Here is a 19251-nt window from a genome sequence, read left to right as displayed (position 1 = left end):
TCTGTAAAATGGATATCATTATTCTGCCAGTGGGACAATCAAATGGATGTGGAACCGAATGACCTGCTCTTGTTCGCACGGATCGTGGAGGCGGGCAGCTTCAGCCAGGCCGCGCTGCGGGTCGACTTGCCCAAGTCGACCGTCTCGCGCCGCATCGCGCTGCTGGAAGCGAAACTGGGCGAGCGCTTGCTGCAGCGGACCACGCGCAAGCTGATGCTCACCGAGTTCGGCGCCAGCCTGCTCGATCACGCGCGCAAGGTGGTCGAAGAAGTCGAGGCGGCGGGCGCGCTGGTGCAGCACCGCCAGCAGGCCCCGAGCGGGCGGCTGCGCATTTCGATGCCGGCCGATTTCGCCAGCCTTGGCATGACCCAGGTCATGACGCACTTCATGGCGCAGTACCCGGCCATCACCCTGGAGCTGGACCTGTCGCCGCGCCGGGTCGACCTGGTGAGCGAAAATTTCGACATCGCGATCCGGATGGGCGACCTGCCGGACGACGCTTCGCTCAACGCGCGCCGCGTGGCGCTCGAACAAATGGCGCTGTACGCGGCGCCGTCGTACCTGGCGCTGCGCGGCTTGCCGGAGCATCCGGACGACCTGCTCAAGCACGACCTGCTGTGCCTTTTGAGTCGCGGGGGCGGGCCGTCGCCATGGCGCCTCACGCGCGGCAAGACCGTGTGGGAGCGCGATCTACCCGGCCGCCTGACCGCCAATTCGCCCGACCTGCTCACGCGCGTGGCGTGCGCCGGGGCGGGGATTGCGGCCAGTTCCGACCTGTTTGCCGCGCCCTGCGTGGCCAAGGGAGAGCTGGTGCGCGTGCTGCCCGAGTGGGACTTGCCGCAGGTGACCGGGTGGGCCGTGTTCCCAGGCCGGCGCCTGATGCCGGCCAAGACCCGCGCCTTCCTCGACATGATGGAAGGGCTGTGCTGCACCGAAGCGCGCAAGCGCATGGGGATGGTCTAGTGTCCTGAGTTGGAAATTCGTTGAATAAATATGGCGATAATCGCGCCGATACCGCGTCACAAATGCTCGCCAGGCGCTTGCCTGTCTGCGCTTTGTTCCTTGTCTCAGCACGATTTCGCCATATTTATAATCAACGAATTTCCAACTCAGGACACTAGGGCGAATTTTCCGCTCGGATACGCTGGAGCGGGGAATCGAAGATAATAGGTTCCCCGCGGCGCCGCTCTCGTGTGCGCCCTGGCCTTGACATTACCCGAACGACTATATAAGAGGACATTCCATGCTGCTTGAAAAACTCCACTGGCGCTACGCCACCAAAAAATTCGACGCCACCAAAGTCGTCCCGGAAGACAAAGTCGACCGCATTCTGGAAGCCGTGCGCCTGGCGCCGACATCGAGCGGCCTGCAGCCGTTCGAACTGATCGTGATCAGCAACCCCGAGCTGCGCGAGAAAATGCGTCCGATCGCCTCGAACCAGGGCCAGGTGGCCGATGGTTCGCACATGGTGGTTTTTGCGGCCTGGGACAACTACACCGAAGAACGCATCAACGCCATGTTCGACCTGGTGAACGAAGAGCGCGGCATGGTCAACGAAGGCTGGGAGAACTACCGCAAGTTCATCCTGTCGATCTATCCGCAGCGTGACCCGAAGGTCAACTTCGAACACGCCGCGCGCCAGGCCTACATTGGCCTGGGCATCGGCCTGACGGCGGCCGCTTTCGAGCAGGTCGACGCGACCCCGATGGAAGGCTTCAATCCCGACCAGCTCGACGAATTGCTCGGCCTGCGCGCGCGTGGTTTGCGCTCGGTGGCGATCATGGCGCTCGGTTATCGCGAAGCCGAAGGCGACTGGCTGGTCAACCTGAAAAAAGTGCGTCGCCCGAGCGACGAGTTCATCACCCGGATGGCCTGAACGACACCGGCTTCATAGCCGATTTCTCAGGATGGCCGGCGCCTGGGCGCCGGCTCCTTCAAGCTACGCTGACGGCTTTTCCGCCAGCCGCTTGTTCATCCGTTCCAGCACCGGCACGATCTTGCCGCCCACCTTGATCTGCGGATTCGAATAGCCATCGTCCTTGCCGGCTGCGGTTTCGCGTTGCAGGATGATCTTGCGCGAGGCGGCATGGGCCTCGGTGAACGAGCGCGTGGTGGTGCGCAGCTGTTCGTCGTACATGGCGCGGCCGAAGAACGTCAGCGGCGACTTTTTGCCGCAGCCGTAGGACGTATGGTCGGCGTCCGACGCCGTCATCACCAGGGTGCCGTCGGCCGCCAGCGGCGCGATCCAGTTGCCGGCGAAGCAGGCCGAAATCGACAGCACGCGGTAACGGATGCCGGCCGCATCGAGCCATTCCTTCAGGTCCGGCGGCATCACCGGTTCCACATCGATCGGCCAGAAATTGGCCGCCAGTTCGCCGTCCGACGCCCCGTGCGAGGTCATATGGATGAACAGCACATCTTCGTCGCGGTCCATGATGGCGCCAATGCCTTCGATGGCGCGCTGCAGGTTCAGCGGCGTGGCCCACGGCAGTTCTTCGGCCGTCTTGCGGTGGTTGATCAGTTGCAGGCCACGGCCGGCGGCGTCGAAGCGCCTGGCCATCACGTCGGCCACCATGGCGCTCTCGCGCCGGAACACTTCTTCGCCCTGGTAGGGCGCGAAGGTGATCGTGTACATGTCGATCACGCCCGGACGCTGCGGCTTGAGCGCGTCGAGCTGCTCGTCGAGCAGGGGCAGCTGCGCTTCCATCATTTCCTGGCTGACCATGAACGGTTCTTCTTCCGGCGCCTCGGGTTGGGGCGCGGCGCGCCAGGCCATCGGCGTGGGGGCAAGGTGGTACTCCAGCACAGAGGTCAGCATCACCACGGCAATGGCGACAATGGCCCGCAGCGACGCAAGCGGGCGGGCGGCGCGCAGCAGCAACGCCAGCCTTGCAAGTACGCTCCACAGTATCGGCACGCTCCAGACGATCCATTGCGCCCAGGCGCTGGTGTCGCCGACAAGGCCTGTACGAATCAGGGAAACATGCAGAGCGAAGATCAACAGCAAGAAAATGTTCGACTGCGCGATCACCAAGGTGAACAAGTGGGCCGCACCGGGGGCGCTGTGGGGGCTGCGGCTGACGCGCGGATCGGGTTGGATCAGGTAGCACAGCCATGCGGTCAGCAGGGCGCCGAACCAGCCGGCCAGCAAGGCGCGCCACAGGAAAATGGCCTCGCCCTCGATGGAGGATCGCTGGAACAGCATGCCCAGGCCGTAGTGGATCAGCACCTGGAACGCCATCTGCCAGGGCGACGCCGCCAGCCGTTGCCAGCGTGGCGCCAGGAACAGGGACGAACGCGCAGCTTCTGCGAGCCAGTCCCACGTCACCAACACGCTTGGCCGCGGCGCGCTCTGCGCGTGCGCTACCGGCGCACTGGTAAGGTTGTCCACCACGTCGCCTCCCCGTCGAATCAGGCGCGTTTGGCGGCTGGCTTGTTGCCCATCACCTCACCGAGGCGCACCGAGCGTTCCGGCGCCCACTCGGGATTGAAGCCGATCGTGTCTTTCTTGAACAGCATGACGATGGTCGAGCCAAGCAGGAAGCGGCCCATCTCTTCGCCTTTTTTGAGGACGATGGTCTTGTCGTCGTAGCGCCATTCCTTGACCACGCCCGGGCGCGGCGGGTTGACCAGGCCGTGCCAGGTGGTGGCCATGCTGCCGACGATGGTCGCGCCCACCAGCACCAGCACGAAGGCGCCATGCTCCTTCGAGTTGAATACGCAGACCACGCGCTCGTTGCGGGCGAACAGGCCGGGAATGCCGCGCGCGGTGGTCGGATTGACCGAAAACAGCGCGCCGGGCACGTAGATCATGCGCGTCAGGCGGCCTTCGCACGGCATGTGCAGGCGGTGGTAATCCTTGGGGCTGAGGTACAGGTTAGCGAAACTGCCATGCTGGAACTGGGCCGCCAGGGTTGCGTCGCCGCCCACCAGCGCGGTGGTGCTGAACTTGTGGCCCTTGGCCTGGAAGATCTGGTCGTCGTCGATGCCGCCGAACTGGCTGATCGCGCCATCGACCGGACAGACGAAATCGGCCTTGGCCAGCGGTCGCGCGTCCTGGCGCAGGGGGCGCGTGAAAAATTCGTTGAAGCTGGCGTAGCTGGCGATGTCCGGATTGGCCGCTTCTTCCATGTTCACGCCGTATTTGCCGACGAACCAGCGAATCAGGGTGGTGGTGTACTGCCCGCCCTGGTGGCCGGCGATGCGGCCCGCGAACCGGGTCAGACCTTGTTTGGGAATTAAATACTGGGGAATGACTTTTATGCGATCGGACACGGGCTTCAACCTGTTTAAAAAACGATGGCCAATTATAACGGCGCGCCGCGCCTGTGCAGCGCTTTCCGGCCCCTGCAAGGCCAATGCGATGAAAAATAGTCAGGAAGGAGCGGCGGTGCGCGGCGCCGCTCAGCGCTGCCGCACGCCGCCGGCCAGCACGGCGGGCGGGTAATGGCGTTTGAGGCTTTCGTACACGGCGCCCGACTTGACGGCGCCCGCCAACAGGTTCTGGAGCGCGGCGCGGTCGCCGGCGCTCACCGCCCGCTTCGAAATATAAATGCCGCTTTCGCCCCACGGCAGTTCCTCGAGCGGCTCGATGCGCAGCTTGGGCGTCATCCAGGCGAAGCGCTTGTCGTCGGCGATGGCGCTGGCGAAGACGGTCGGCGCCATCAGGGTCACATCGGCAAAGCCGGCATCGAGCACGCGCGCCACGGCGGCGCCGTCTTTTTCGAGCAGCAGGCGGCCCTGGGCCGACAATTGATCGATCAGTTCCAGGTAGGCGGTGCCGTAGTCGAAGCCGCGCACCAGCACCACGCGCAGCTCCTTGCGCGCGAGCAGTTCGCGGATCGAGCGCACCGGCGCTCGCGTGGCGTCCACCGACATGAGGGTGGCGCGGGTGCCGATGACTGGGACGAAGTAGCCATGCTGGTCGCGCCGCGGGGTGCGCACGGCCGGCAGCAGCAGATGCGACTTGCCGGCTTCGAACATGGCTTCCTGGCGCGCGCGCGGCACCACCGAGAACGTGAACTTGCAGTCGCTTTTGGCGCTTACGCCGCGCAGCAGGTCGGGGTAGATGCCGCTTACCGCATCGCCTTTGACCGTCACGCTCAGGCCCGTGGGCGCGACCGGGACCAGAAATGGTTGCTCGCAAGAAGCTGTCGCCATGGCGCTGGCGCAGGTGGCCAGGACGGCGGCGATCAGTGCGGCCGCGCGGGTCCCACTGCGAGTAGAGGATTTGCCCATTTACCAATTCTAGCGCATGCCCGCCTCACGTGCGCATCCGATGTGATTTGAAATAGAAAAGTGCAACGCCCACCGCCACCGCCTGCATCGCGGCGCACAAAAAGAAGGTGCTGCCGATGCGCCAGTCGTGCGGCGGCAGGTGGCTGGCCAGCCCCAGGATGGCGGTGCCCAGCAGCGGCATGAAGATCACCCCCAGGCTGCTGATCGATTGCAGCGAGCCCATCAGTTCGCCCTGGGAATTCGCGTCGGAACCGCGCGAAATGATGCTCTGCAAGGCCGGGCCCACGGTAAACGATAACAAATTGCACAATATGAAAACGTACATCATCCAGCCCTTGGTGGCCAGGCCGTACAGGACAAAGGTGATGCAGCCCGAGACCATTCCCAGCAGCGACAGGCGCACCTCGCCGAAGCGTTTCATCAGCATGCCCAGCAGGCCCGCTTGCACCACGGCCGCCGACAGGCCCACGCAGAACAGGGCCACGCCGTTGTCGCCCGGGCTCCAGTTGAAGCGGAAGGTGGTGTACAGCACCCAGGTCGACTGCAGCATCATCTGGGCGAAGCTGGTCAGGGCGAACACGATCACCACCGCGCGGATGTCGGTGCGGCGCACCAGTTTGAGCAGCGACGAGAAGGGGTTGATCTTCGCGATGGTAAACGCCGAGCGGCGCGACAGCGGCAGCGACTCGGGCACGGCGATGTAACCGTAGACGAAGTTGGCGGCGCACAGGGCGGCGGCCACGTAGAACGGCAGTTGCAGGTTGATTTCGCCGAGCATGCCGCCCAGCGCCGGGCCGCAGATGAAGCCCAGGCCGAAGGCGGCGCCCACCTTGCCGAAGCTTTTGGCGCGCGTCTCCGGCGTCGATATGTCGGACGCATAGGCCGAGGCGACCGACATGCTGGCCGAGGACATCCCGCCGATCACGCGGCCGATGAACATGAACGCCAGGTTGGGCGCCCAGGCGGTAAACAGGAAGTTCAGGCACATGCCGGCCATCGAATAGAGCATCACCGGGCGCCGTCCCACGCGGTCGCTGATGGCGCCCAGCATGGGCATGAAGATGAACTGCATCAGCCCGAACACCATGGCCAGCACGCCGAACCAGAAGGCCTGTTCATCGCGCCCGTGCACGAACTGGCCGACCAGGGGCGGCATGACCGGGATGATCAGGCCGATGCCGAGCATGTCGATGAAGACCGCGACCAGCACGAAATTGAGGCTGGTCGGGGGTAGGGGGGCGACAGGTGCGGCGGCGGGACTACTGCTCATGGAGAAAAGCCCGGGGAGGGCGCGAAAGGGGAAGCCGTATCTTAGCCTACTCCGCCAGTTGCGAGCGCGGCCGTGCCTACAAGAGCCTATCTCAGTAGATCGGGGGAAGCGGATGGCGACATGCGCGTAGGCGACATGCGCGTAGGCGATGCATGGCAAGCGCGGGCAAGGCGCGAGGAGGCCGCATGGCTAGCCATGCAACGACGAGGGTATTGCGCAGCAATACCGAGGCAGCCCGCGTTTGCCAGGCGCGTCAGCTGCGACTCCGATCTACTGGGATAGGCTCTAAAGTCCATTCCTGCGCGAAGGCGGCCCGGAAGGTCGTCAGTTGCGCCAGCCGGGCCGCTCCCAGCGCGCGCCCGGCGGCGGTCTGCATCATCCCTGGCAACCTGGCCAGCTTGACTTCGATATGGTCGAGCGCATAGGCGCGGTCGTCGCGCTCACGGTGCTCGGCCAGCGGGTCGTCGGGATGGGCCAGCGCGCTGCCCATCTGGCCGGCGATATAGAACAGGCGCGCCAGGCCCACGGCGCCCAGGGCGTCGAGGCGGTCGGCATCCTGCACCAGCTTCGCTTCGATGGTGTGCGCTGGCAGCGCCGCCGAAAAGCTGTGGGTTTCGATGGCGTGGGCCACCGTGTCGAGCTTCTCGTCCGGGAAGCCGATCGCGGCCAGTTCGCGCCGCGCCAGTTCGGCCGAGCGGCGTGAGGCCATGCCGCGCTGCGGATGGTTCTTGGGCAGGTTGACCAGGTCATGCAGGTAGCAGGCCGCCATCACGGCCAGCGCGTCGGCTTCCGGGTGGCTGGCCAGCAGCGCCTGCGCATTGCGCCAGACGCGCTGCAGGTGATTGATGTCGTGGGCGCCGTCGTCGCCGCAGGCGGCGCTGGCCAGGGCCTGCAGGCGTGGCTGCCAGGTACTCAGTTCGTCGGTGGTCATTGCATGCTCCGGGTAGGGGGAGCGATTATGCCATGTCCGCTGGTTCGAACGCGGCCACGGCGCGCTGCGAGAGGGCGTCGGCGGCCTGGTTCTTGTGGCGCGGCAGCCAGCGCACGCAGGCGTCGTCGATCCGCGCCAGCAGCGCCTGCGCGCGCGCGCGGTACTCGCGCAGCGATGGCGCGCCGGCCGACGCCGGGCCATTCACATCGTCGATCACGACGCGGCTGTCGCCATGCACGCTCAAGCCGCGCGCGCCGATGGCGACCGCCGCTTCGAGCACCGCGATCAGCGCCAGGTATTCCGCTTCACTGCTGTTGCCGTAGCCGGCCGGGCGGGAGATCTCGATTTTTTCCGCGGCCGGGCCGGTGAGCAGGGCGCCGATGCCGCAGCGTCCCGGATTGGGGTGCGCCGAGCCGTCGAACCAGGCGCGCCAGGCGCACGGCGGGCCATCGTGTTTGCCGGTGGTGGCGCTGCGCGCCAGTGCGCGCCTGGCGTCGCGCGCGGCCAGGCGCGCCGTTTCGGTCGCCGCCAGCGCGGCGCGTTGCTCGAGCAGGTGCGCCAGGCCGTGCGCGCCGGCGCGTTGTTCGAGCGTGGTGCGCAAGGCTTGTTCTTCGCCGATGCCGGTGCGGGCGGCGAGCTTGCGGCTGGCGCTGCGTTCGGACTTGAAGGCCGCCGCCAGCAAATGGGTGAGTTCGGTCATGGCGACAGCATAACCGTAACGGCAATTTGTTGCCCAAATGATGCGCTTGCGACGGTTGGAAGCCCTCATCAGCACGATTGTGGCGCATCAAACTGCCGAGCCCGTCAATGCCTAGTATGGCCCTTAGCGGTCTGCACGAGGTGAGTGGAATTGCCACTCAACCAGTTTCAATTATTCAAGGAGAACATCATGCGTAACTTGACCAGCACTGAACTGCAACATGTGTACGGCGGCGGCAAATCCGATTGCCACACCAAATGCCACAGCAAGAGCAAGAGCAAGAGCCGTTGCAAGAGCAAAAGCAAGAGCAAAAGCCGTGGTTGCGGCAGCAAGTCGCACAGCCGCGGCCGTGGCGGCCTGCTCGGATGGCTGCTGTAAAGCGTTTCTTGCTTAAGCGTATTGCCGTGCAATTGTTCCGTTAGTTGGCGGAACTACTTCTTCAGTCCGCCGCCGGACGCGGCGGTGGCCTGAATTCTCCAGTGAGGTTGCAAAATGCACGATTCCGACATCCCGGCACCCGAGGCCGCGCTGGCGCGGCCGACCCACGAAGAACTGTGGCTGCTCGGCCAGGCGCCGCTGCAAAAATATCTCGATTTCGCCGACGACCTGTGCGCCGAGTCGATCGAGGCCATTCGTCCCGCGCTGATCCGCGAATGGAGCGCGGCCAACCTGTATTACGAAGAACTGGCAAAAACCGAGGCCGGCATTGCCGACGATCTGGACTGCGCCGCGCTGCCTGCCGCAATGGCGCCGCTGGCCGCGCAGGTATGCGCCGGTTCGCAGTACGCGCGCACCTTCAACAGCCTGCCGACCCGCATCGCCATGGTCGAACTGGGGCGCATGGTGGTATGCCAGAACCACGTCACGCGCACCTTTGTGGACCAGCTCAAGGCGCAGTTGGGGCCGAATCCCGATGCGGCCGCGCTGTTCAATTTTTGCTTCCCGCCCGACGAGGCGCGCGCGCCGGTCCAGATCCGCGAGGCTGGCTCGAAGCGCTACGTGTTCCGCTCCGACTCCACCGATTTCCGCTTTCACGAACCGGTGCTGCTGCGCCCCGATCAACTGAACGACTACCGCGCTTCCGGCATGGTTGCCGGCGTGCTCGGCCTGGTGGTCGGCTACAGCGCCAACATCCTCAACGCCGTGTGCGACGACGACAGCGGCCGGCTGGTCCTCAACAACGGCTACCACCGCACCTGCGCCTTGCTCGAACTGGGCGTCACCCACGCGCCATGCGTGATCCAGACCGTCAGTTCGCGCGACGAACTCGATCTGGTGGCCAAGTCGATCGTCGCCCAGGATCCCGGCTACTTCTTCAACGCGCCGCGCCCGCCGTTGATGCGCGACTTTGCCAATCCGCGCATCGGCAAAGTGCTGCGCATCAAAAAAATCGCCCGCATGATCGAGGTCAGTTACGATGTCCGCGACTACTTCATCGAAGAGTGAGGCCGGGCAGCCGCTGTTCCGGCCGCAGGTGCTCAGTGAACAGCAAACGCGCTGGCTCGGCACGGTCGCCATTCGCCCGCGCCTGTCGCACCGCTGGTACGCTTGCGCCTCGCTCTTGATCGTCGCCGCCATCACGGCCACGCTGTTCATGGCCAGCTACACGCGCAAGGCGCGCGTGGCTGGCTGGTGCCGGAGCAGGGCATGATCCGCGTGTTTTCGCCGCGCGTGGGCGTGGCCACCAAGTTGATGGTGCGCGAAGGCGACGTGGTCGCCGCCGGCCAGGCGCTCGTTGCGCTGTCGGGCGAGGAACGCAGCGTGGCCGTGGGCGAGACCAACGCCCAGGCGGCGCAGGAACTGCGGGCGCAGCGCGCCAGCCTGGGCGCCGAACAGGCGCGCGCGACCCAGTCGTTCGAACAGCAGCGCGCCATGCTGGTCGACCGTATCGCCGCCGCGCGCGCCGAGCAAGAGAACATGGTGCAGGAAATCGCCCTGCAAAAACGCCGCGTGGCCCTGGCCCGCACCTCCGAAAAGCGGCTCGAAGAACTCAAGGCGCGCGGCTTCATCTCGGCGCAGCAGGTGCAGAACACGGCCGAAGCCACGCTCGACCAGGCGGGCAAGCTGCGTTCGCTGGAGCGCGCCTTGTCCTCGCTCGGGCGCGAACGCATGGCGCTGGAGGCGGAACTGAACGACATGCCGCTCAAGCTGGCCACGCAAAACGCGCTGGTGGCGCGCAACACCAGCGCCATCGACCGCGAACTGGCCGAGGTGGCGGCCAAGCGTGAACTGCTCATCACGGCCCCGCAGGCCGGCACCGTGACCGCGATCCATACCTCGCGCGGGGCGGCGGTGAACACCGGCACGCCGGTGCTGAGCATCGTGCCGCGCGGCGCCACCCTGGAGGCGCACCTGTACGCGTCGAGCCGGGCCATCGGCTTCGTGCGGGCGCGGCAGCAGGTCCAGCTGCGCTACCTGGCCTATCCGTATCAAAAATTCGGGCACTACACCGGCGCCATCAAGAGCATGTCGCGCACCGGCATCGAGCCGGCCGAGCTGCCGGCCCAGTTCGGGGCGGTGGCGGGCGACGGCAAGGCCGGCGAAGCGCTGTACCGCATCACCGTCACGCTGGCGCGCCAGGATGTAACGGCCTACGGCGCTCGCGTGCCGCTTGCCCCCGGCATGCAGGTCGACGCCGATATTTTGCTCGAGCGCCGCCGTTTGTACGAATGGGTGCTCGATCCGGTCTACACCATCACCGGGAGACTGGGGCGATGAGCAAACCACTTGACGCCGCCGCCGGCCTGGGCGTGCGCCTGCCGTCGATCCTGCAAACCGAAGCGGCCGAATGCGCTCTGGCCTGCCTGGCGATGATCGCCGCATACCATGGCAACGGCAGCGACCTGGCGCACCTGCGGCGCCGCTTCGGCATGTCGCTGCGCGGCGCCACGCTCAAGGACCTGGTCAGCATCGGCGTGCACCTGGGACTGGCCTCGCGGCCACTGCGGCTCGAACCCGAAGAACTGGAGATGCTGGCCACGCCCTGTATCCTGCACTGGGACCTGAACCACTTCGTGGTCCTGAAACAGGTGAGCGCCAAGGGCGTCGTGATCCACGATCCGGCGGTCGGCGTGCGCCGCTTGCCGCGCGCCGCCGTGCTGAAACACTTTACCGGGGTGGCGCTGGAACTGAGTCCCACCGCCGCTTTCGAGTCGGGACAGGCGCGCCCGCGTGTGCGCCTCGCCGCGCTGCTCGGGCGCATGACGGGCGTCAAGCAGTCGCTGTTCGCACTGGCCGCCATGGCGCTGGCGATCGAGGTGCTGGCCGTGGTCAGCCCGTTCTTCATGCAGTGGGTGGTCGACGAAGCGCTGGTCAGCGCCGACCGTGACCTGCTGCTGACGCTCTCGTTGGGGTTTGCTTTTTTGCTGATCATCCGGGTGGCGGTGACGGCGGCGCGCGGCGCCACCCTGATCGCCATTTCCAGCACCATCAAGGTGGCCGGGCGCGCCAGCCTGTTCGGCCACCTGGGCGACATCATGTCGCGCTTCGGCTCCCAGGAAGTGATCCTGCAAGCGATCACCACCGACATGGTCGAAATCCTGCTCGACGGCCTGATGGCGGCCATCACCCTGTGCGTGATGCTGTTCTACGCGCCCCAACTGACCATGCTGGTGGTGGCGGGGAGCGTGCTGTATGCGCTGGTGCGCGCCGCGTCGTACACGGCGCTGCGCGATGCCTCGGTCGAAGCGATCGTGTGGGGCGCGAAGCGCGACAGCCACTTTCTCGAAACCCTGCGCGGCATGCGCACCATTAAACTGTTCAATGCGCAGGCCTCGCGCCAGGCCCACTGGCTCAACCTGCTGGTGGAAACCGTGAACCGCCAGGTGACCACGCAAAAACTGGGGCTGATGTTCCGCACCGTGAACTCGCTCCTGATCGGCATTATCGCGATCCTGGTGGTGTGGCTGGGGGCCGAGCGCGTGCTGGACAATACCTTCTCGGTCGGGATGCTGCTCGCTTTTATCAGCTACAAGGACCAGTTCATGGGGCGCGTGAGCGCCTTGATCAACAAGGCGCTCGACCTGTTCATGCTGCGCCTGCACGCCGAACGGCTGGCCGATATTGCGCTCACGCCGCCGGAAGTGTGCCACCTTCCGCTGCCGTCGAACCAGGACAGCAAACCGATGGCGATCCGCCTGCGCGATCTGCGCTTTCGCTACGGCGCGGGCGATCCCTGGGTGCTCGATGGGATCGACCTGGAGATCGCGGCCGGCGAATCGGTGGCCATTGTCGGCCCGTCCGGCTGCGGCAAGACGACCTTGCTGCGCCTGTTGGCCAGTTTGCTCGAGCCGGTAGCGGGCGACATCGAAGTCGACGGCCGTGCGCTCAACCGGAGCGGCCTGGGCGAATACCGCGCCCAGATCGGCGTGGTGATGCAGGACGACCAGCTGTTCGCCGGCTCGATCGCCGACAACATCAGCTTCTTTGCCGATGCGCCGTCGATGGAACGGATCCGCGAATGCGCGCGCCGCGCCGCCGTGGAGGACGACGTGAACGCGATGCCGATGGGTTTTCATACGCTGATCGGCGACATGGGCACGGTCTTGTCGGGCGGGCAGAAACAGCGCATCCTGATCGCGCGCGCGCTGTACCGCGAACCGGTCCTGCTGTTGCTCGATGAAGCGACCAGCCATCTGGATGTGCAGCGCGAGCAGGCTGTCAACGCCGCCATCGGCGCCTTGCCGATGACCCGCATCATCGTCGCGCACCGGCGCGAAACGATCCTGTCGGCCGGGCGCATCATCGTGCTCGAAGAGGGCAAGGTGGCCTGCGACCTGCGCGGGGAAGAGGGCAGGGCCGCTTATCTCGCGCGCATGGCGTCGGGCGAGGCATGAAAAAAGCGCCAGCCGGGTAGCCGGGCTGGCGCTTGCTGAAACTACACCGTATCAGTCGCGGCGTGGATTGTCGGGACGGCTGTCGCGGCGGTTCGGGACGCCGTCGCCATCGCGGTCGCGGTCGACGCGGTTGGGCACACCGTCGTTGTCGCGATCGCGGTCGTAGGCGTCGGGCACGCCGTCACGGTCGCGGTCACGGTGTTCCAGGCGGTCCGGCACCCCATCGCGGTTGCGGTCGCGGCCTTCCAGGCGGTCCGGGATGCCGTCGCGGTCACGGTCGCGGCCCTCGAGGCGGTCCGGGATGCCGTCACGGTCACGGTCGCGGCCTTCGAGGCGGTCCGGGATACCGTCACGGTCGCGGTCGCGGCCTTCGCCATGGCGGCTCCAGCGGGCCGGTTCCATGTACCAGTTGCCGTCGCGCTGGACCCAGGCCGGCTGCGAGTACACATAGCCTGCGCGTTCGCGCATCCACTGGCCGCCGATCCAGGCGTGGCGGTTGCCGCGCCATTCCCAGTGACCGGGAACCCACACATGGCCGGCGCGTGGGCGCGGCATGCGTTCGTAACGTGGCGGTGGCGGCGCGACGCGCACTACCGCGTAGTTTTGCTGCGACACCTGCTGCCAGCCACCCTGGTTGAGTCGATAGCTGTTGTTATCGCGGATCCATTCGGTACGGCGGTATTCGTAGCCGCTGCGCGCGCTTTCCCAGTGGCCGGCGGTCCAGACGTGGCGGTTGTTTTCCCAGTTCCAGAAACCGGGCGCCCACACGTAGCCGCTGCGTGGCGCCGGCACGCTTTCGAAGCGCGGTGCGGGCGGGGCGGTGTTGATGATCACACGGAAGTCAGTTTGAGCGACCGACGGCAGCGGCATGAAACCGGCGGCGCCAAGGGTGATCAGTGCTGCAAAGGTCAGGGTACGCTTCATTTTTACTTCTCCTTGTGAATTCCTATGAATCCAATATAGCAAGGCGCCCGACGCTTCCGGACCATTGATTCACCTGCTTACAATTGAAACAGAATCCGGGGCAAACGTAAGTTCCGTAACGTGGGCCGGCAAGCTTGCACAGTTGATAAGCTTGCATGGTTTCGCTGGCCCCCCGCTAGTGCCAGGCAGGCCACGCGCGAGGCGTGCCACGGAATTTGCGGAGAAATGATGACAGGCTGGCTCGATTCGGTTATGCAGGCGTGGTCCGGACGCCGGACGGCATGGCGCCGCGCGCGCCACTTGCGCCAGGGTTCGCGGCAAGCGGTGGCGCCACGCACGTTTGCGCTCACGTCCGCGCACTGGATCGGCGCGGCCGGCGTCATCGCCGCCTGCGCGGGCGCGCTGCTGATCGGCGCCCACGCGCGCCACCTGGCCGCGTCATCGGAACCCGGCGCCGCCATCCTGCACGACGCCGGCCTGCCGGTACCGGCCGATGCCTTGCAGGGCGCCTTGCCCGGAGCGCAATTTAGCGTGGCGCCGCAGCCCGGCATCGGCGTCACGTCCCATGCTGGCGGAACGCTGCTGGTCGCGTCCAGGCTGCGCAGCGCGCCGCCGGTGCGGATCGACCTGTGTACGCACATGCAGGGTCCCGCCAATGCGCGCCTGCTTCCGCTGCGCATCGGCTACCGCTTCGCCGACGTGGCGCGCTGGGTCGCCCGCAACGACGCCTCGGCCAGCCCGGTCACGCTGCGTAACATCGCCCTGGCCGGGCCGGACGTGGCGGGCATGCCGCAAGTACAACTGAGCGGCAGGGCCTCGGCCGATTATGCCGCCCCATTGCGGCTCGAATGGACCGGGGCGCAGCCGGCCATGCGCTGGGTTGGCGAGGGTACGCTCGCCGCTGGGGGCGCGCGCGGCGCGGTCGATTTGCGGCGCGAGGGCTGGCTGGTCTGGAAAGACGCCGCCCTGCGCTTCCAGCGCCGTGCCAGCAACCGCTGTCCGCAGGCCGGCGAGCTGCTGGTCCAGCTATTCCGAACGGGCGACGTCGCCAGCGCCGCCAAAGCGCTGGTGGTGGCGTTTCCGGCCGACGGGCCGGCCGTGTCGGCGTGGTTCTCGCCCGGTCGCTACCAGGTGCCGCTGCTGCCGCGCGCCAGCCTGGAAGACCAGGCCCTGTTCCAGGCCTTGCAGCGGCATGGCCTGGTGCGCCTGGGTTCCGGCGGACTGGCGGAACTGGCGCCGCGCGACCTGGCGGCATGGCAGGCGGCCGGCGACGGCACGCGCGCCGCGCAACTGGCCGGCTGGCCCGGTGCGCGCCTCGATCCCGATTCCCTGAAGCTGCTCAAGCGCCTGTACCGCATGGCCGACGGCGACTATGTGCGCGAACAGGTCCAGGTGTTCAACAGCGAACGGCGCCTGCTGGCGTGGCGCATGAAGCCGCAGCAGGTCGGCGAGTGGCAGGCCAGCGTGGCCAGCGCGCCGGCGTCCACCACCGCGTCGATGCCGCCGGCGGCCGCGCGCCTGTTCGCCGATGTGCCGCAAGGCTGGGCGCCATGGACCCGCGTCAAAGCCTGGCCGGACGCCGCCGCCGGTGCGCCCGCGCGCCTGACGCTTGCGCTTCCGCGTGCCGCGCAAGCCGGCCAGGCGATCGAATTGATGCTGGTCGGCCGCCTGCTGTCGGTGGACGGCGCGCGCCTGCGCGGCCAGCCCCGCGACGCCTGCAGCGGGCGCGATTGCCCCTCGGCTGGGTCGGTCCAGTCGCTGGTGCTGGACGTGGAGCCCGGCGCGCGCGGCATCACCCTCAGCGCCGCGCCGCTGCGCATGGCGGGACTGGCGGGCGACCAGCAGTATCGCCATCTTCGCGTGGCCGGCGGCCAGTTGGCATGGCAGCCGCTGGCGGCCAACAGCGCCACCGCCCGCGCCACGTCCCTGGCGTCGGTGACCCTGGCCGACCGTCATGGCACGGTCCTCTGGAGCGGCGGCGAGCCAAGCCGCGCGGCGCTCGATGCGGGACTGGCGCCGCTGCTCGGCATCCGCGCGGCGCACGCCAACAGCGTGGCCGGCATGCTGGCGCGCCTGCCCGCGCCCGATGGCGTGACCCACCAGGCGCGCCTGACCCTCGATTTGGCCCTGCAAACGGCGAGCCAGCAGGCGCTCGAGTGCATCGGCATGCGGCGCGGCCGCTGGAGCGGCGGCGCCTGCAGCGGCGCGCAGGCGGTGACGCCGGGCCGCCAGGCCGGCCTGGTGATCCTCGATACCGCCACCGGCGACGTGCTGGCGGCGGCCGGCGCCGGCGGCGGCGCCGTCACCCCGGCCAACTGGAACGAGGTGCGCGATTTCGACCGCGCCAATCCGGCCCGCAGCCCGCTGCGCCTGCCGGCCTTGCAGCACGATGGCGGCGCCCACCGCAGCCCCGGTTCGACCTTCAAGGTAATCAGTGCGCTGGGGCTGGAACTGGCCGCCAGGCGCGATCCGCAGCTCGAAGCGCTGCTGGCCGGCCTGCCGTTGCCGGCGATCAACCGCATGGCGCACTCGAAGGGCTTCGCCTTCCAGACCAACGCGGCCAGTTATCCGCTCGATACCAGACTGGCCCACATCACCAACTACAAGGACCAGCACCTCGACCGGCGCGCGCAGGATGGACGTCTTGGCTTGTCGCAGGCGCTGACCTACAGCCTCAATACCTGGTTCGCCTGGTCCGGTGAGCTGAGCGACCGCAGCCTGTTCGGGCGGCCGGACGGCGGCGCGCCCGACCTGCAGGCGCTCGACGGCGGGGCGCTCGACAGCGTGCGCCCGATCGTGGCGATGGCGCACCGGCTCGGCTTCGAGCAGGCCGCGCGCCTCGATGGCGGCTTGCTGCCGCCCGACTTCTCGTGGTCCAGCTGGGACGCGCTGCAAGCGAGTGCCGCCCACATCGATCCGATTCACACGCGCCACGAGCTGCGCCAGATGGCGATCGGCCTGCGCATGCAGGTCACGCCGCTGCAAATGGCGCTGGTGGCCGGCGCAGTGGGCGAGGGCAGGGTGATCGCTCCGCGCCTGCTGCTCTCGCTCGACGGCCGCGACGCGCTTGCCGGCGCCACGCCGGCGCTCGGCGTGCGCCTGGACCGGGTGCGCTCCGGCATGAAGGGCGTGGTCGACAGCGGCACGGCGGCCGGCGCTTTTCGCGGCGCGCACCTGGCGGCGGTGCGGCGTGGCCTGTCCGGCAAGACCGGCACCTCGCCTTCCGTCGTGGAGGGACGCGACCTGGCCACGGTGTGGTTCACCGGCTGGCTGGAGCCGGGCAGCCTGCCGGGCCAGACCCGGCGCCTGGCGGTGGCGGCCTTTGTCAGCCATTCCGACGCTACCGGGGGCGAGCACGCGGCGCCCATCGTGGCGGCGGTGCTTGGGGCGATGGCGGCGCGCAATCCAGAACAGAAGGGTAAATAGGCGTTTCAAGCGCGCCTTGCCGATCCCGGTTGTATGGCATTATTTTGATGCTAAGACAACGATGGGGATGCGATGCGCTTGCCGGGAACCCGGTATCAGGAGCAGGGCTGGGAACAGGTGCGCAAACTGCTTGGGCACTGCTCCCTGGCGGCGTTCGCGGTTCTGTCGCCGGCGCGCCTGCTTGATGCGCCAGACGCGCCCGATACGCTGGCCGAGTATGTCGACCTGGCGGCCGAAGCGCTGCGCGCGTGCGCGCGCTCGGCGCGTGCCGGGGCGAGCGCCAACAGCTATGGCGAAAGCGTGCTCGAACTGGCACTGAGCCTGTTGTACGAGCTGCGCGCGCGCCCCGCCGACTGGGCCGCGCTGTGCGCCGCGGTGGCCAACGAACACCGGAAAATCGGCCCGTTCTGGGCTGCTCCCGGCGGCGATGCCATGTTGCGCAAAAAGGTCAACGATATGTACGCGGGCGTGCGCGATAAGGTCGATTCGGACAACTACCAGGTCGCCTGCGGGCGCGCTTGCAGCCCTAACAAGATGTATGCGTACCGCATGCTGGACACCGCCTACAGCGATATTGCGCGCATTTTCGGCGGCTGGCGCGAACATGCGGCGCAGGTGGCGGCCATTCTCGGACGCGAGGTGACGGCGATGCCGATCGAAGTGCGCCAGATGCGCTCCATCGGCGCCTGCAAGGCCGAGTGGGTGCTGCGCTGGAGCGAGTCGCTGGAACGCTTCGGCGGCGGCGCGGGGCCGTTGCACACCAAATCGAAGCGCTTCGCCAACCTGAAAACCAGCCCCGGGAAGATCGGCGTCATGCTGCTCGAGATCGGCGACTACGAAGAATTGTCGTCCAACCGCGACAGCGACTGGCTGCACGACGCCGGCGAAGCGGCCAACTGGCTCGAAGACCTGTGGAGGGTGGCCGACGCCGCCGTCGAAGAGGGCGAAAGCCGCATCCTGCCGGAGGTGGCGCTTGACAGCGACGGCGCGGAGCCCGATCCGGCCGCGCCCGAGGCGCCGCAGCCGGTCCTGTACGACAGCGCGATTGCCGCCAGCCTTTCACTGCCCCCCCGCTTCATGGAACTGGCGTGGGCGGCGCAGGAGCACGGCAGTTGGATCGCCCGCGCACTGGCGGCGACTTCGCTGCCTGTGCGCCTCGCCGTGTATCTCAAGATGATCGGTGGGCAGGACGACAGCTATCCCGGCGAATGGCTGGACCCGGCCACCGGCGAGCTGCCGACCATGCAGCAACTGGCGCTGCTGGACCAGGTCTCGCTGCCAACCCTGCGCAAGCGCCGCGACGCCGCCATCGCCAGCCTGCTCGACGCTGTTCCATGAAGGAGAATGATGTGAAAATGAACCAGGGACCGGAGCGCAAGCTGCTTGAACGCCTGCTGCTGTCGCCGCGCGTGGAGGGCGACCGCCTGATGCTGGCCGACGCCGTGCTGCTCGCCGCCATCGTCGGCAGCCAACCATTGAACAGCGCGGAACTGGCGGCCCTGCGTGCCTCGCCGCTGACCTTGCGGCGCTTTCGCCAGTTGGCGATCGAGCGGCGCGGCGCCGCGCGCGCGGCCAATGACGACAGCTGGAGCGGCAGCGCCGGCATGCTGCGCGCCGCCTCCGGTGGCGCCGACCTGGCGCGCTTGTTGACCGACGACGGTTACTGGACGCTGCATTTCGTGGCCCACGATGACGACTGGCGCCTGATCCTCTCGCTCGACGCCGCCGCGCCGTTCGCCGCGCGCCTGCTGCGCGAGCAAGCGATGCTGCGCGTGGTCGACGGCGGAGGGGCGATTTTGCTGCAAGGGCGGCTCGACGCCGACGGCGAACTGGAATGCGGCTGGCGCTTCGATGGCGCGCCGGCATCGCACTTCCAGCAGTGCGGCGCGCGCTTCGCGGTGGAACCGGTGCCCGCGTGAGAAACACC

The 19251-nt window shown here is 67.4% G+C and carries 17 protein-coding genes; 10 read left to right on the top strand and 7 right to left on the bottom strand.

The window, feature by feature from the left end:
* Positions 1 to 42: 42 nt before the first annotated feature.
* Positions 43 to 963, top strand: coding sequence for a LysR family transcriptional regulator (locus F0185_RS29210; RefSeq protein WP_167231099.1), 921 nt, complete (start codon positions 43 to 45; stop codon positions 961 to 963).
* Positions 964 to 1243: 280 nt separating this feature from the next.
* Entirely contained in the window at positions 1244 to 1876 is a 633-nt protein-coding gene (locus F0185_RS29205; RefSeq protein ID WP_167231096.1) for an NAD(P)H-dependent oxidoreductase, read from the top strand.
* Between the two features lie 63 nt (positions 1877 to 1939).
* Here the strand turns inward: F0185_RS29205 and F0185_RS35525 are convergent, their stop codons facing one another.
* The 6 genes from F0185_RS35525 to F0185_RS29175 form a co-directional block, all read right to left on the bottom strand.
* Positions 1940 to 3391, bottom strand: coding sequence for a C13 family peptidase (locus tag F0185_RS35525; RefSeq protein WP_167231093.1), 1452 nt, complete (start codon positions 3389 to 3391; stop codon positions 1940 to 1942).
* 20 nt (positions 3392 to 3411) lie between these two features.
* Positions 3412 to 4275, bottom strand: coding sequence for an archaetidylserine decarboxylase (asd, locus tag F0185_RS29195; RefSeq protein ID WP_167231090.1), 864 nt, complete (start codon positions 4273 to 4275; stop codon positions 3412 to 3414).
* A gap of 129 nt (positions 4276 to 4404) precedes the next feature.
* Complete coding sequence (locus F0185_RS29190; protein ID WP_167231087.1) at positions 4405 to 5238, bottom strand: substrate-binding periplasmic protein; 834 nt, start codon at positions 5236 to 5238, stop codon at positions 4405 to 4407.
* Positions 5239 to 5263: 25 nt separating this feature from the next.
* Positions 5264 to 6508 carry an MFS transporter gene (locus F0185_RS29185; RefSeq protein WP_167231084.1) on the bottom strand — a complete coding sequence of 415 codons (1245 nt, stop codon included), beginning with the start codon at positions 6506 to 6508 and terminating at the stop codon, positions 5264 to 5266.
* A 253-nt stretch (positions 6509 to 6761) separates the two neighbouring features.
* Entirely contained in the window at positions 6762 to 7439 is a 678-nt protein-coding gene (locus F0185_RS29180) for an HD domain-containing protein (protein ID WP_167231081.1), read from the bottom strand.
* A 25-nt stretch (positions 7440 to 7464) separates the two neighbouring features.
* The gene (locus tag F0185_RS29175; protein WP_167231078.1) at positions 7465 to 8139 is read right to left on the bottom strand and encodes a ribonuclease HI family protein; all 675 of its coding nucleotides are present in this window, start codon (positions 8137 to 8139) and stop codon (positions 7465 to 7467) included.
* Between the two features lie 189 nt (positions 8140 to 8328).
* Here F0185_RS29175 and F0185_RS29170 point away from each other — a divergent pair, with 189 nt between their 5' ends.
* From F0185_RS29170 to F0185_RS29150, 5 genes are all read left to right on the top strand, one after another.
* Positions 8329 to 8517, top strand: coding sequence for a hypothetical protein (locus F0185_RS29170; protein WP_167231075.1), 189 nt, complete (start codon positions 8329 to 8331; stop codon positions 8515 to 8517).
* 114 nt (positions 8518 to 8631) lie between these two features.
* The gene (locus F0185_RS29165) at positions 8632 to 9585 is read left to right on the top strand and encodes a hypothetical protein (protein WP_167231072.1); all 954 of its coding nucleotides are present in this window, start codon (positions 8632 to 8634) and stop codon (positions 9583 to 9585) included.
* Positions 9557 to 9790: a hypothetical protein gene (locus tag F0185_RS29160; protein WP_167231069.1), complete on the top strand. Its 234-nt coding sequence runs from the start codon at positions 9557 to 9559 to the stop codon at positions 9788 to 9790. The genes F0185_RS29165 and F0185_RS29160 overlap by 29 nt, the downstream gene beginning before the upstream one ends.
* Positions 9787 to 10857, top strand: a complete 1071-nt coding sequence (locus F0185_RS29155; protein ID WP_167231066.1) for an HlyD family secretion protein — start codon at positions 9787 to 9789, stop codon at positions 10855 to 10857. The genes F0185_RS29160 and F0185_RS29155 overlap by 4 nt, the downstream gene beginning before the upstream one ends.
* Complete coding sequence (locus F0185_RS29150) at positions 10854 to 12974, top strand: peptidase domain-containing ABC transporter (protein WP_229477254.1); 2121 nt, start codon at positions 10854 to 10856, stop codon at positions 12972 to 12974. The genes F0185_RS29155 and F0185_RS29150 overlap by 4 nt, the downstream gene beginning before the upstream one ends.
* Before the next feature lie 51 nt (positions 12975 to 13025).
* Here F0185_RS29150 and F0185_RS29145 read toward each other — a convergent pair whose 3' ends face one another.
* Positions 13026 to 13898 (bottom strand): thrombospondin type 3 repeat-containing protein, encoded by an 873-nt coding sequence (locus F0185_RS29145; protein ID WP_167231060.1) that lies wholly within the window; start codon positions 13896 to 13898, stop codon positions 13026 to 13028.
* Between the two features lie 228 nt (positions 13899 to 14126).
* Between F0185_RS29145 and F0185_RS29140 the strand changes: the two genes are divergently transcribed.
* From F0185_RS29140 to F0185_RS29130, 3 genes are all read left to right on the top strand, one after another.
* The gene (locus F0185_RS29140; protein WP_167231057.1) at positions 14127 to 17324 is read left to right on the top strand and encodes a penicillin-binding transpeptidase domain-containing protein; all 3198 of its coding nucleotides are present in this window, start codon (positions 14127 to 14129) and stop codon (positions 17322 to 17324) included.
* A 72-nt stretch (positions 17325 to 17396) separates the two neighbouring features.
* A complete protein-coding gene (locus tag F0185_RS29135; RefSeq protein WP_167231054.1) occupies positions 17397 to 18662 on the top strand; it encodes a hypothetical protein in 1266 nt (421 codons plus the stop codon).
* A gap of 17 nt (positions 18663 to 18679) precedes the next feature.
* The gene (locus tag F0185_RS29130; protein WP_229477256.1) at positions 18680 to 19243 is read left to right on the top strand and encodes a hypothetical protein; all 564 of its coding nucleotides are present in this window, start codon (positions 18680 to 18682) and stop codon (positions 19241 to 19243) included.
* Positions 19244 to 19251 lie beyond the last annotated feature (8 nt).

It is taken from the genome of Massilia rubra, assembly GCF_011682065.1.
Lineage (GTDB): Bacteria > Pseudomonadota > Gammaproteobacteria > Burkholderiales > Burkholderiaceae_D > Telluria_A > Telluria_A rubra.
This window is presented reverse-complemented; position numbering and strand designations above follow the sequence as displayed.

What these genes read in the sequence shown, in the direction of transcription:
- F0185_RS29205 (WP_167231096.1), top strand. Translation starts at nt 1,244, where the DNA reads ATGCTGCTTGAAAAACTCCACTGGCGCTACGCCACCAAAAAATTCGAC.
- F0185_RS29190 (WP_167231087.1), bottom strand. Translation starts at nt 5,238, where the DNA reads ATGGGCAAATCCTCTACTCGCAGTGGGACCCGCGCGGCCGCACTGATC.
- F0185_RS29160 (WP_167231069.1), top strand. Translation starts at nt 9,557, where the DNA reads ATGTCCGCGACTACTTCATCGAAGAGTGAGGCCGGGCAGCCGCTGTTC.
- F0185_RS29175 (WP_167231078.1), bottom strand. Translation starts at nt 8,139, where the DNA reads ATGACCGAACTCACCCATTTGCTGGCGGCGGCCTTCAAGTCCGAACGC.
- F0185_RS29140 (WP_167231057.1), top strand. Translation starts at nt 14,127, where the DNA reads ATGACAGGCTGGCTCGATTCGGTTATGCAGGCGTGGTCCGGACGCCGG.
- F0185_RS29185 (WP_167231084.1), bottom strand. Translation starts at nt 6,508, where the DNA reads ATGAGCAGTAGTCCCGCCGCCGCACCTGTCGCCCCCCTACCCCCGACC.
- F0185_RS29210 (WP_167231099.1), top strand. Translation starts at nt 43, where the DNA reads ATGGATGTGGAACCGAATGACCTGCTCTTGTTCGCACGGATCGTGGAG.
- F0185_RS29165 (WP_167231072.1), top strand. Translation starts at nt 8,632, where the DNA reads ATGCACGATTCCGACATCCCGGCACCCGAGGCCGCGCTGGCGCGGCCG.
- F0185_RS29130 (WP_229477256.1), top strand. Translation starts at nt 18,680, where the DNA reads ATGAACCAGGGACCGGAGCGCAAGCTGCTTGAACGCCTGCTGCTGTCG.
- F0185_RS29150 (WP_229477254.1), top strand. Translation starts at nt 10,854, where the DNA reads ATGAGCAAACCACTTGACGCCGCCGCCGGCCTGGGCGTGCGCCTGCCG.
- F0185_RS29145 (WP_167231060.1), bottom strand. Translation starts at nt 13,898, where the DNA reads ATGAAGCGTACCCTGACCTTTGCAGCACTGATCACCCTTGGCGCCGCC.
- F0185_RS29135 (WP_167231054.1), top strand. Translation starts at nt 17,397, where the DNA reads ATGCGCTTGCCGGGAACCCGGTATCAGGAGCAGGGCTGGGAACAGGTG.
- F0185_RS29155 (WP_167231066.1), top strand. Translation starts at nt 9,787, where the DNA reads ATGATCCGCGTGTTTTCGCCGCGCGTGGGCGTGGCCACCAAGTTGATG.
- F0185_RS29180 (WP_167231081.1), bottom strand. Translation starts at nt 7,439, where the DNA reads ATGACCACCGACGAACTGAGTACCTGGCAGCCACGCCTGCAGGCCCTG.
- F0185_RS29170 (WP_167231075.1), top strand. Translation starts at nt 8,329, where the DNA reads ATGCGTAACTTGACCAGCACTGAACTGCAACATGTGTACGGCGGCGGC.